Annotated in this window: 13 protein-coding genes; 5 read left to right on the top strand and 8 right to left on the bottom strand. The window is 42.2% G+C overall.

Annotation, left to right across the window (positions count from 1 at the left end; genetic code table 11):
- The first annotated feature begins 28 nt into the window (after positions 1-28).
- From JS40_RS06535 to ctlX, 3 genes are all read left to right on the top strand, one after another.
- On the top strand, positions 29-949 hold the full coding sequence (locus JS40_RS06535) for a dimethylarginine dimethylaminohydrolase family protein (RefSeq protein ID WP_034262185.1): 921 nt from the start codon (positions 29-31) through the stop codon (positions 947-949).
- Positions 950-985: 36 nt separating this feature from the next.
- The gene (locus JS40_RS06530) at positions 986-1,789 is read left to right on the top strand and encodes a transporter (protein ID WP_084677453.1); all 804 of its coding nucleotides are present in this window, start codon (positions 986-988) and stop codon (positions 1,787-1,789) included.
- A gap of 307 nt (positions 1,790-2,096) precedes the next feature.
- Positions 2,097-3,005, top strand: coding sequence for a citrulline utilization hydrolase CtlX (gene ctlX / locus JS40_RS06525; RefSeq protein WP_034262182.1), 909 nt, complete (start codon positions 2,097-2,099; stop codon positions 3,003-3,005).
- Positions 3,006-3,014: 9 nt separating this feature from the next.
- Here the strand turns inward: ctlX and JS40_RS06520 are convergent, their stop codons facing one another.
- Positions 3,015-4,442: an SDR family oxidoreductase gene (locus tag JS40_RS06520; protein ID WP_034262179.1), complete on the bottom strand. Its 1,428-nt coding sequence runs from the start codon at positions 4,440-4,442 to the stop codon at positions 3,015-3,017.
- A gap of 117 nt (positions 4,443-4,559) precedes the next feature.
- Here JS40_RS06520 and JS40_RS06515 point away from each other — a divergent pair, with 117 nt between their 5' ends.
- Positions 4,560-4,766 carry a hypothetical protein gene (locus JS40_RS06515; protein WP_034259269.1) on the top strand — a complete coding sequence of 69 codons (207 nt, stop codon included), beginning with the start codon at positions 4,560-4,562 and terminating at the stop codon, positions 4,764-4,766.
- A gap of 1 nt (position 4,767) precedes the next feature.
- On the opposite strand, the gene JS40_RS06510 is transcribed toward JS40_RS06515, so the two are convergent.
- Positions 4,768-5,199 carry an arginyl-tRNA synthetase gene (locus JS40_RS06510; RefSeq protein ID WP_034259267.1) on the bottom strand — a complete coding sequence of 144 codons (432 nt, stop codon included), beginning with the start codon at positions 5,197-5,199 and terminating at the stop codon, positions 4,768-4,770.
- A 152-nt stretch (positions 5,200-5,351) separates the two neighbouring features.
- On the opposite strand from JS40_RS06510, the gene argS reads away from it, so the two are divergent.
- Positions 5,352-7,127, top strand: a complete 1,776-nt coding sequence (gene argS / locus JS40_RS06505; protein WP_034259265.1) for an arginine--tRNA ligase — start codon at positions 5,352-5,354, stop codon at positions 7,125-7,127.
- Here argS and JS40_RS06500 read toward each other — a convergent pair whose 3' ends face one another.
- From JS40_RS06500 to JS40_RS06475, 6 genes are all read right to left on the bottom strand, one after another.
- Positions 7,128-7,808 (bottom strand): hypothetical protein, encoded by a 681-nt coding sequence (locus JS40_RS06500; RefSeq protein WP_152558148.1) that lies wholly within the window; start codon positions 7,806-7,808, stop codon positions 7,128-7,130.
- Between the two features lie 5 nt (positions 7,809-7,813).
- A complete protein-coding gene (locus JS40_RS06495) occupies positions 7,814-8,458 on the bottom strand; it encodes a response regulator (protein WP_034259263.1) in 645 nt (214 codons plus the stop codon).
- Positions 8,455-10,416: a tetratricopeptide repeat-containing sensor histidine kinase gene (locus JS40_RS06490; RefSeq protein WP_034259262.1), complete on the bottom strand. Its 1,962-nt coding sequence runs from the start codon at positions 10,414-10,416 to the stop codon at positions 8,455-8,457. Before JS40_RS06490 ends, JS40_RS06495 begins: the two co-directional genes overlap by 4 nt.
- A gap of 43 nt (positions 10,417-10,459) precedes the next feature.
- Entirely contained in the window at positions 10,460-10,999 is a 540-nt protein-coding gene (locus JS40_RS06485; RefSeq protein ID WP_051957515.1) for a hypothetical protein, read from the bottom strand.
- Between the two features lie 45 nt (positions 11,000-11,044).
- On the bottom strand, positions 11,045-11,596 hold the full coding sequence (locus JS40_RS06480) for a hypothetical protein (RefSeq protein ID WP_034259260.1): 552 nt from the start codon (positions 11,594-11,596) through the stop codon (positions 11,045-11,047).
- Between the two features lie 138 nt (positions 11,597-11,734).
- A complete protein-coding gene (locus JS40_RS06475; protein ID WP_034259259.1) occupies positions 11,735-12,274 on the bottom strand; it encodes a hypothetical protein in 540 nt (179 codons plus the stop codon).
- Positions 12,275-12,301: the final 27 nt, after the last annotated feature.

The raw sequence follows: 12,301 nt of genomic DNA, 5'->3' as shown, positions 1-12,301 counted from the left end.
GCGGATGGTTTTTTTTATATTTACCATTATGATTGAGTTACACATCACAGACGAGATTTCAAGACTAAGAGCTGTTGTTCTAGGAAGGGCAGACAGCAATGGGCCTGTACCTAAACTGGAAGATGCTTACGATCCTAAATCGGCAGAGCATATTGCAGCAGGGACGTATCCAAAAGATGAGGACATGGTAAAAGAAATGGATGCGGTTGCTAAGGTTTTTGAGAAATACAACGTGAAGGTGTATCGTCCTGATAAAATATTGGATTACAATCAAATCTTCTCACGCGACATTGCTTTTGTCATAGACGATAAGTTTATTAAAGCGAATATTTTGGAAGACCGCTCTCGTGAGATCGATGCCTTGCATCATGTGATCGAACAGATCGACGCTTCGAAAATCATCGAATTTCCCGAAGATGCCCATATAGAGGGAGGTGATGTGATGCCCTGGGGAGATTATATTTTTGTAGGCACGTATTACGGTGACGATTATGCAAAATATATTACTGCGCGAACGAACATGAAAGCCGTTACGCACCTTCAAAAATTATTTCCACATAAAAAGGTAAAATCATTTAACCTTCGAAAATCCAATACTGTGGCCAAGGACAACGCCCTGCATTTAGACTGTTGTTTTCAACCGCTTGGCAAAGGAAAATGCATTATCCACAAAGAAGGGTTTTTAGAAAACGATGAGTATGAATGGTTACTGGATTTCTTCGGAAAAGAAAATTGCTTTCATATTACCAAAGAAGAGATGTATGATATGAACAGCAATGTTTTTTCCATTAGTCCTGAGGTGATCATTTCAGAAAAGAACTTTACCCGCCTCAATACGTGGTTACGTTCACAGGGCTTTACCGTAGAGGAAGTGCCATACGCCGAAATATCGAAGCAAGAAGGCCTCCTTCGCTGCACAACCATGCCTTTAGTGCGTGATCCCCGTTAGTTTGTGATCTTCTTTTCGACCTAATTCAAAAATGGTATGAGAGAAGGATTAGTGTTTTGGGTAGCTTTATTGTGTACACCTATGTTGTTTGCGCAGGGGACTATTGATGGGTTTTACAGAGGAAAGGGAAATGCAACAATCGTTCTTGGAGGCGGTTATAAAAAAGGAACTGCCTACTTCGCCGGGAATGAAAAGCTCGACATTGACAGAGAAGAATTTTATGTGAATCTTTTTGGTGCCTTTGGAATTACAGATCGTTTCGATGTACAAGTTTCGGTGCCTTATAGTGAAATTGGTCCTAATCAATCGTTTCAGGATATCCAATTCTTCGCCAAATATGCATTCTTTCAACAAAAGAAACACGCTACTACCTTACAGTTAACCGCTGCCTTAGGTTTTTCCACGCCTATTTCAAATTACGCCATAGGGGGTCTCAATGACATTGGGCAACAAGCAACGATCGTAGAGCCGAAGGTTATGTGGCATTACCAGTACGATTCCGGTTGGTTTGCGACCTTGCAAGCCGGATATGCTTTTAAATTTGATGAAGTTCCCGATGCGTTGCCTGCGACACTGAAATTGGGCAAAGCATCCCATACCTGGTATTTTGACGGATATTATGAATCTCAGTATTCTTTTGGAGGCATTGATTACCGCGGTACACCGCGACCACAGAATTTTAAGGAGTTTGCGGTTCATTATCATAAGATCGGCGGGACGGTATACAAACCGTTTTTTAGGAATTTTGGAATTTACGTAAGTGCTTCGTATGTGTTTTCCGGAAGGAATATCTTTCAAGGACCCGGCTACGGATTTGGGCTGGTATATGATGTAAAGTAAGATTGTTTAATTTCTACCCAAAGAGGATAGTGGTCTTTTTGATCAGGCGCACCCTGTGGGTTCCCCGGCCTGATAAATTTAATAACCCTCCTCAAAAACTATTTGACCATTGTGATTAGTGTAAAGGAATTTGATCAAAAATTGGAATAGTTTTTTCATAGAACGATATCACGAAGAATGAAAAAGACAAATAGGTATTTCTTCTTTTTCAAAATTATTATTTAATATTAAATACCTCGGTTTTTACACTTAAATTTGCACCCTAAATCACACACATTTGGCACAACAGATCACCAATACCATTTTAATGATACGCCCCGTGGCGTTTCGTATGAACGAAGAGACTGCGGTCAATAATTATTTTCAGGAAGATATTGACCTTAAAAACAGTGAGATCAATACAAAAGCTCAGGAGGAATTCGATGCTTTTGTAGCAAAACTGCGTGCTGTAGGAGTTCGGGTGATCGTAGAACACGATGATCTTAAGATGGATACTCCGGATTCCATATTTCCTAATAACTGGGTGAGTTTTCACGAAAATGGTGTGGTAGCCTTATATCCAATGTTCGCAGTAAACCGTCGTCGTGAAAGACGAGAAGAGGTTATGGACCGTTTGGAAAGTGAAGGATTTATTATTGATGCGTATATGGATTATACCAGTGCAGAAGAGGAGGAGCTTTTTTTGGAAGGCACCGGAAGTCTTTTGCTGGATCGCGTCCATAAAAAAGCGTATTGCGCCTTATCACCACGAGCCGATGAAGAGCTGTTGATAGAGTTTTGCGAGGATTTCGATTATTTTCCGGTGGTTTTCACTGCAAACCAAACAGTGGACGGACAGCGTATGCCTATCTATCACACCAATGTCATGATGGCGCTTGGGGAAAATTTTGCCATTATTTGTCTAGACACAATTGATGATAAGGCTGAAAAGAAGAATGTGGTGCATCACCTTCAGGAAGACGGTAAGGAGATCATAACAATTACTGAAGCACAGATGCATCGCTTTGCAGGGAACATGCTTCAAGTGAGAGGAACGAATGATTCAAAATATTTAGTGATGAGTTTGGCGGCCCATAAAAGCCTCACTTCAGATCAGGTCGAAGCCATTGAGAAGCATTGTGAGATCTTGAGCAGTGACCTGGAGACCATAGAGACATGTGGGGGTGGCAGTGCACGCTGTATGATGGCCGAAGTCTTCCTCCCGGAAGAGAAATAAAATATATAGTTAAGCGGCTGCCTTAGCAATATTCCGTATCATTCCTCCAAAGATAAAATAATGGAAGGGCAGTACAGAATACCAATAAAGCCTTCCCCATAATCCTTTGGGTCGGAAGGTGGCAGTTTGATGCAACACATTTTCGTCATCTATACAGAATTCTAACCAGGCTTCTCCGGGAAGTTTCATTTCAGCAAAAAGGAGCAGCCGTCTTTCCTCCTTATCGGCATAGATCACCCTCCAAAAGTCCAGTGCATCTCCCGAATAGAGTTTATCGGGATGGGTGCGTCCGCGTCGTAAACCCACACCTCCAACAAGTAGATCCATAAAACCTCGGATTTTCCAGAGCCAGTTTCCATAGTACCAGCCACGTGTTCCGCCAATGGACCAAATATTCTCAAGGACTGATTCCGGATTTGTGAGCGGGAGTTTCTTTTCATCCTTTAAACAACCGTATTTGGGCACTTGAATGTACCCTTTGAGATTGGTAAACCGCCCGGCCACCAATGAATCCTTCCAGCTCGAGATCACGAGGTTCTGCTCGATCTTTATAAAAGCTTTTTTTATGGATTCTTCATAAGAGATCGGTTCAATGCCTAATAACTCCTGTAGCTTATTATCCTTGGCGACCACTTCCATTTTCATGCTGTCTACAAGATTCACGGCAAGTTTATAGGATGTGCTGGTTACAAAATACAACCAATAGGAGGAGAGTCGTGGAGACATCACAGGCACAGAGATGATCCATAGCTTTAATTTACGCACCTTCGCATAAATGAGCAGCATCTTTTTGTAGGTGTAGATATCGGGTCCTCCAATATCAAAAGATTGATCGTAGCATTTTGGATTTAAGATCACTCCAGACAGGAACGCAATAACATCACGTATCGCAATAGGCTGGATGCGGGTCTTCAACCATCTGGGTGCTATCATTATGGGAAGCTTTTCGCAGAGGTCCCTTATGATTTCAAAAGATGAACTTCCGCTGCCAACGACTATTCCGGCGCGGAGTACGGTAAGATGATAATTACCTTCGTATAGAATGTCTTCTACATTTTTACGAGAAGATAGGTGTTTGGAAAGTTGCTCTTCATTCACGATACCACTTAAATAGATCACCTGCTTCACCGAAGTGCTCGCCATATACTTATTGAAATTAGTAGCGGCCGTGGCCTCCATTTCATCGAAGTTGTTAGTAGAAGCACTCATGGAATGGATGAGGTAATAAACCACATCAATATCTTTTGGGAAACGTTCAATCTCCACTTCTTGGACGAAATCAACCTCATAAATCTGTACCCGTTTTAATGTTTCGGTATCTAAGGAGAATCTGTTCTTGTCCCTGACACAGCAAATCACTTCGTGGCCCTTTTCTAACAGTGCAGGAAGAAGCCTCATTCCTATATATCCGTTGGCGCCTGTGAGTAGTATTTTCAAAATATTTTTGTTTAAAGATAGATAATAGTTGTTAAACAAGTGGTTAAAGTGGCGTTAACAAGATTCCTTGCTGGTAAATAATTTGATTACCTTGGTTGTGTAATTAACAGTACGGTTATGAAAATATTGAAAATTGTTTTACTGGTAGTAGGTTTGGTCCTAGTTATTTTGGGACTTTACAACGCTTTTGTACCACAGGAAGTCTTGGATATTGGCCCATTGGAAGTTTCAGCCAAGGAAGGGTTAAGCAATCAGACATTGGGAATGATCGGTTTGGGGGTGCTGGCACTGCTTGGCGGAACGATCCTGAAGAACAGGCGTTAATTTACGGGTCTTCCAAGCGGGTGGGTAAAGCCTTGGCTTTAGCGTTGAGAACTTTCAGCATAAAAGCATGAATGGCAGTATCTTTGGATCTTGCCAGTACTTTTACGTAATAATCATCACGATACACACTGTATTCTTCGGCTTTACCTTTATATAATACTAATTTGTAGAAGGGAATTACCAATGCATAGGATTCTAATAGGGACCGAAATCCTACAATGATGCCCTTTGGACGTAACTCGATATTACAAACGTTTCGGTTGGAGTCGAGAATGAGCAAGTTGTGAAGGTGGAGGCTGCAGTCCGTAATTACAAGACGCGGGGATCCTATGCCTTGTTGTTTAATTCGCTCTTTTAACGTAAAAGGCTTACCAAGTTCTTCGTCAATTTGCTTAGTGATCGCCTTGTTATTGTAAGATACATTCAAGATCATTCTTTTAAAAGCTTTTCTTTTAAAGATACCATATTACGGATAATCCAAACGTTAAATTTCTTGTATCTTTGCACCCGAACACCACACATGTCTTTCCGAAGAGAACCGCGAAAATCACATTGTAGCAAGGTGTTCTTATTGTTCCAAAAGGTATGAACTTACAAGACATCTTAGAAAAGGAAATACAAAAGGCCGTTACAGAGATCTACGGTGTTACACTGGAAAGCGTTGAATTCCAGGCAACTCGTAAGGAATTTAAAGGCGATATCACCGTGGTGGTATTTCCTATGTTGCGCGTCATTAAAGAAAATCCCGTTCAGATCGGAGAGGCGATTGGAGCGTACCTTCAAGATAGTGTAGAGGCGGTTTCCGGTTTTAATGTGGTGAAAGGATTTCTCAACGTGGTGTTGAGTGATGCTTATTACCTTTCTTTTTTTAATGGTATCGACGACTTTACTTCCTTCGGAAAGGCTCCGCAAGGCGATTTTACCATGATGGTGGAATATGCTTCTCCCAATACCAACAAACCTCTGCATTTGGGACATATCCGCAATGTATTGCTGGGTTATAGTGTGGCAGAGATATTAAAGGCCGCTGGACGAAAGGTGTATAAAACACAGATCATCAATGACCGGGGGATCCATATTTGCAAAAGTATGCTGGCGTGGAAACGCTTCGGAAACGGGGAAACACCCCAATCCGCCGGTTTAAAAGGAGATAAACTGGTAGGAAACTATTATGTGAAGTTCGATCAGGAATACAAGAAAGAAATTAAAAAGCTGGTAGCTGAAGGTCTTTCCGAAGAAAACGCCAAAACTGAGGCGCCTTCACTGGTGGCCGCACAAGAAATGCTTCGCCGGTGGGAAGCGGGCGATCCTGAAACGATAGCGCTTTGGAAGATGATGAACGGTTGGGTATATGAAGGATTTGATGCTACCTATAATGCCATTGGAGTCGATTTTGACAGCTATTATTACGAAAGCGATACCTACCTTCTCGGTAAGGATGTGATCGCTGAAGGATTGGAAAAGGGTGTTTTCTATAGAAAGGAAGATGGCTCTGTGTGGTGTGATCTTACCCAGGACGGGTTGGATGAGAAGATCGTGCTGAGAAGTGATGGAACTGCCGTCTACATGACACAGGACATTGGTACTGCCATACAACGGGTAAAGGATTTTCCGGATATCAACGGAATGATCTATACGGTGGGAAATGAACAAGATTATCACTTTAAGGTGTTGTTTCTCATCTTGAAGAAACTGGGATACGAATGGGCCGCGAACCTGCACCATCTTAGTTATGGAATGGTTGACCTTCCTTCGGGTAAGATGAAAAGCCGGGAAGGCACTGTCGTGGACGCCGATGATCTTATTGCAGATATGGCACAGACAGCCCAAGAGATTAGTGAAGAACTAGGTAAGATCGACGATTTTTCTGAAGAAGAGAAGAAAGACCTGTACCACACCATTGGCTTGGGTGCTTTAAAGTATTATATTCTGAAAGTGGATCCTAAAAAACGTATTTTGTTTGATCCCGAAGAGAGCGTCGATTTTCAAGGAAATACCGGTCCTTTTATTCAATACACCTATGCGCGAATACAGTCTATTTTGCGAAAAGCGGGTAGCTTGCCGGTGCCATCGGCTATAAACGGTTTTGCGCTTCAGGATAAAGAAAAGGAAGTACTAAAACAGCTTCAGCTCTTTCCTGAGGTCATTCAGCAAGCAGCCGAACAGTACAGTCCGGCCTTGGTTGCCAATTATACGTACGACCTGGTGCGTCTTTACAATTCGTTCTTTCAGAACGTCCCGATCTTTGGAGCCGATACAGAAGCTGAAAAGGAATTCCGTATTCGACTCTCCCATGCGGTGGGTGCTGTGATAAAGACTGCTTTTGAAGTGTTAGGCATAACAGTTCCCGAACGTATGTAATTATTCGAAGAATCGAAAGCCAATCACTTTATCTTTTCCTTCGGCCTTATCTACATTCACAAAATAACCGATCGTGCCTTTCTCAAAGACCAAATTGGCCTGGAACTGGTAGATCTCACCAATTTCGTCCCTGTCTTCAGACACGCCGAAAGGCTGATAGGCTATGAGGTCGCCGTAGATTATTTCGTTATTTTTAATCGTTTTCTTGACGCCCTCACCAATAGAGATGGGGATGTCGGCATCACTTTTTAAAGCATCGAGTTTTCCAAAATCCCCGGCTACAATACTTTCAGAAAAGCGTTTGAAATTGCCCGACTTGGTTACGAGGCTTTCGAGTAATTCTGAAGGATAGAAATACGAAGCCGAATCTTTTTTACTGTTTATAAGGTCCACACTTATCCCGCTGTATGATTTTTTTTCTTCTTCGGAAAGACCTTCAAAAACCAGTAACGCTATATTCCCCGATGTGACTGTGGGCGGCAAGGTGTCAATCATTTTGCTGTTTGATACCACAATGTTGAACTCTTTCTTGGTTCCCTGGGCCACATCGAAGCTACTCTTTTTGGAATAGGCGGTGGTAGCACTGTAGATCTCCTCTACAGAGTTAAGGCTCTTTTTTTCTGTCTCTGAAGCACAACTTACCATTGCGAATATCAGAAGGATGGTAACTAATGATCTCATAATTTCTATTTTTTATGTAGTTCGTATTCTAATGCAATGCGTACTAGACCGGCCGTATTCCGGGCACCGGTTTTAATTAGCATATTCCGACGATGGGTCTCCACCGTTCCAAAACTTATAAATAATTTATCTGCGATCTCTTGTGTGGTACATTCGTCCAGAATAAGTAGCAGAATTTCCTTTTCCCTTTTTGACAGTGTTGGAAAAGGACTCTCAAGGCGTTGTTTGCTTCCGTTGGCTACACTATTTACCACAATGGCATTCACGGTGTCATCCAAGTACATGGCGCCACCATGAACGATCTTGATGGCATCAATGACTTCTTCCTGTCCGGCGTTCTTAAGCACATATCCTTTGGCGCCGCTGCTAAGCATGAGTTTAATAAGGCTGCTCTCTTTATGCATGGAAATGGCAATAACCTTAAGGTGCGGAAACTCCTTCAATAAATGCTTACATGTCTCAATACCGTTCATTTCCGGCATATTGATGTCTAAGAGCACCACATCGGTTTTAACCTTAGGGATCAAATCGATCGCATCTTCGCCACTTAAAGCTGTTCCAACCACCTTGATCTCTGGTTCATCTTTTAGTAACAATTCCATTCCCTCTATGACCATTTTATGGTCATCTACTATAAATACGTGTATCATACGATAGGAAGATTTATGGTTATGGAAGTTCCTCTGCCTGGCTGTGTGTCCCAATTTATGGTGCCGTCCAGATATTGAACCCTGCTGTTTATGCTTTTAAGCCCGAGTCCGTCGTTCTCTACAGCTTTTTGATGATCGAAACCCTTACCATCATCTTCTACAATAATATTTACATTTCCATTGTATCCTATTATCTGAATAAGTATGGTTTTGGCTTCGGCGTGTTTTCGAATGTTCGAGATGATCTCCTGTAACAATCGATAGATCATGATCTCTCGTGTAGGTTCCATTTTTTCCGGCAGTTTGCTCACCTCTAATGTTACCTCATACCCTTGCTGGTGTAATTGTTCGCTCATATCTTCCACGGCACCTTTCAGCCCGGAGAGCGATAAAGCGTGTGGCATCATATTGTGGGAGATCCTTCGGACTTCCAAACAGGCTTCGTCTATGAGTGCATTGGTTTTTCCGGTTAGGTTGAGTTGCTCCAATTGTTCGATTTCACGCTGAATGGACGAGAAATGCGCTTTTACAGTACTAAGGAGTCCGCCCAAACTATCATGAAGATCCTTCGCAATACGTAGTCTTTCGGCTTCTTGTCCTTCGATCATACTGCTAAGAGCCAATAATTTGTTTTTTTGCTGAAGTTCTGTGATGCGTTGTGTTTGAAGGGTTTCTTTTTGATGCGCAATAGTCTTTTGATATTTTAAACGCTTTCTGAAGAATAAAAAGGAAACCAGCAATAAGATACCCAAGGCGATTAAGCCGATAAAGATCTGTGTTTTTTGTCTTGATTCTTTTTCGATCTGAAGGTTTTGCTCTGCGATCTTCCGTTCCTTGATCTCGGTATCGTATTTTACTTCAAGCTCTGCAATGTTCTTTTGCATCCGTTCAGAAGAGATACTATCCCGCAGTGAAGCTTCCAGGATCTTATAGTTGTAGGCGTCCTTAAAATTTGATGCAGCTACGTTGATCTCCGCCATCTTGGTATACAGGTAAATGAGGACTTGGGGTTTTTTAACACTTGTAACCTTTTGGATGGCTTCTTCAAGAAAAGGGATGGCAAGTTCCGGGCGTCCCATTTTTGCATAGGTATCCGCCAGAGCCATTGTATTGAATGCAAAGGAATTTATACTGTTCAAACTATCGCTGATAGTGATGGCTTCTTTCAGCCTTGGTATGTTGGAGGGATCGGTCCTTTTTTCAAAAATACTTTTTATAGGCATGTGACCCGCCGGGGTATTGGGATGTGCTTCTTCATAATAGGCTGCCAATCGTTCGGTATATTTTGCAAGTTCCAAAGGGGCATCCACCTGAGAGAAATGATCCACGAGGATGTACAATACAAATCGGTTGGAAGGCGTATTTCCTGCTTCATCTGTGAGCAATCCCATTTTACGGTAATATGCTGTTTGGCCTTCCACATCACCCAACATATCTTGTAGTAGACCTTTGTGGTAATAGAAGTTCCAAAGGAGATCTCGATTCTCCGGCTTTTCTGCCATGGGTTGTGCCGCATTGAGGTGAAACAATGCTTTGTCCGGTAAATTTTGGAAAAGGTAGGCATTCGCCACCGAAATATGATATTCGATGGTCGCTCGCTCATCCTGTAATTTTTCTGCCAGCTCGAGGCCCAGTAGTTTTATCTGTAGCGCTTGGTCTGTGAGTCCTTTTTGAGATAATTTTTGACTAAAGCGCGTGTATAGGACCATACGCCCCAGATCTGTGCTGTCCCGTGAAAGCGCATATTCGAAGAGCGCTTCGGCACCGGCATGATCCTTCAGTATGATCGAATTGATGAAATGATATGCCTCCTTTTTTTCTTCATAGGGCTTATCTGCAAGTGTCTGTAGCGTGCTGTCAATTCGTTGTTTGATATCTTCTTGCGTCAAAGCCAATTGCGGCATTCCAAGGAAAACCGCAATTAGAAAAAGAAAACAATAGGTTGAATTGGCTAGCATACTCAAAAGATATAAAATTTTAACGAGTGTTTTTGCGATTCTCCTAACGAGACTTCATAGAGACAACCAAGGTAAATTCACCCTCACTCAATCCATCTGCGCCTGTAACTCCAATCACAACCCGATATGGATTGTTTATGGCGACCAGGTTGGTCACTTTTCGGGTGTGGTCCTGCGGCGCTTTCCCGCTAAAGTTTCGTTCCTGCTTATGGTCTGCTTCACAACGAATGCATCGTGGCAGATTTGGTACGAGATCGTTACTGTTAACACCAATTTCGTAAGCATATACACTAAAATTGGCAGTGGGATCCTTAGGGATCACCGTTACCTCCATTTCACTGAATTTCGGAATGATTCCCGTAAAAAAGAGATGTTTGCCCGTAAACTTACTTTTCTGAGTCTCAGGAAAGCAGGCGTTCGAACTACTCCATGCCCAGGACAGGTCGTCTAGGACTATTCCTTCTGAAAGATCCCCCGAGTAGGCAACCTCTTCATTTGGTACGGGTTCTATGGCATATACTTTAGGCTGTGCCTGAAGCATATAGGTGCAAAGCATCAGTGCGATAATCAATAATGTTTTCATATACAGAAGATAAGGGAGTGTTGCCACTCCCGGATGAATGTTTCCTTATGCTTTTTTCCCGTTGATACGGTATTTAAACTTGTTTCCTACCGAAAGGTTCTTCATGGCGACAATAATGATCTTACCTCGAACATTGTTAAGGGTGAAGGTTTTCACTTTTCCATTCTTATCGTTTGGAAATTCATACGTGGCCTTTTGTGTAGTCACTCCATCACGCCCTTGTACACAGATCACAACCCCGGTTTTTGCCTTTCCATCGTATTTATTGATAGTGATCTCCACCGAATCATCAAATGAAGGCGGGGAGACAAAGGTACTTTTGGTTTGTCCGGTAATGCTTCCGGTTTCATTCCCACCATCCAGTTCCAGCAGACGGGGTCCAATGGTCGCACCGCCATTGGCCGCGATCCAATTCCAAACATTCTTGATTTTTTGTACTTCGGCCTTAAACGGGATGAGCTGGATGTTCGGCTTCCAGGGACCCCATTTTTCCCAGGTCTTTTCGGCTAATTTCACTCCTTGGTTGCAATTTTGTGCATTCGTTTGCATGCTGAATGCGAAGAGTGCGATGATAACGATGATAGTTGCTTTTTTCATGATCAATATAATTTAATGGTTATTAATGGTTTAACGTGTTCTAATGTATGGTGTCTTAAAAGAAATGCTATCTTAGAATTCTTAGAGGGGTTGAAAATGTATGAATTCCGGTAGGATCGACTTTTTCCTTAGCAGCCGTTAAAAAGCTGCGATCTTATATTCAAATTTTCCGGAAGCCTCTTTATTCTTGATGGAGATACTTATAATTTTTCCTTTGATCGCTTCCAAGACAAAGGTTTGATCGCTTTCTTCACCGGTAAACTGAAACTGATGAATATTCTGTGTCGCTCCCTTTTTATCATGAGCGCAGATCACAACCTCGGCGACTGCTAGTTGTTGTGTATTCTGTATGGTGATGGTAATGGATTCCTTCGGAATAAGAGACGTGATATATACTCTCTTTTTGAGTCCCTTAATGGTTCCTTGTTTTTGCTTTCCGTTTATAAAAAGCAACTTGGGTGCGTCACTCTTAAAAGACAAGGAATTGAGGGAACTGCCCAAGGAGCCTTTTAGTGTATTAAACTCGTCAATGATAGCATCAGGGTTGGTCAGGGCTTGTTCCAGTGTTGCTTTTTCCCAAAGAGAGTTGATCATTCCCAAGCCTTCATTGCATTCCTGTGCACTGGTGGTGAAGGAAATTGCCAAAGCAATTATTCCAATGTGTAATGCCTTTTTCATAGAGTGAGATTTACAGGTGTAACATAC

The organism is Altibacter lentus (genome assembly GCF_000746845.1).
In the GTDB taxonomy this organism is placed as follows: domain Bacteria; phylum Bacteroidota; class Bacteroidia; order Flavobacteriales; family Flavobacteriaceae; genus Altibacter; species Altibacter lentus.
This window is presented reverse-complemented; position numbering and strand designations above follow the sequence as displayed.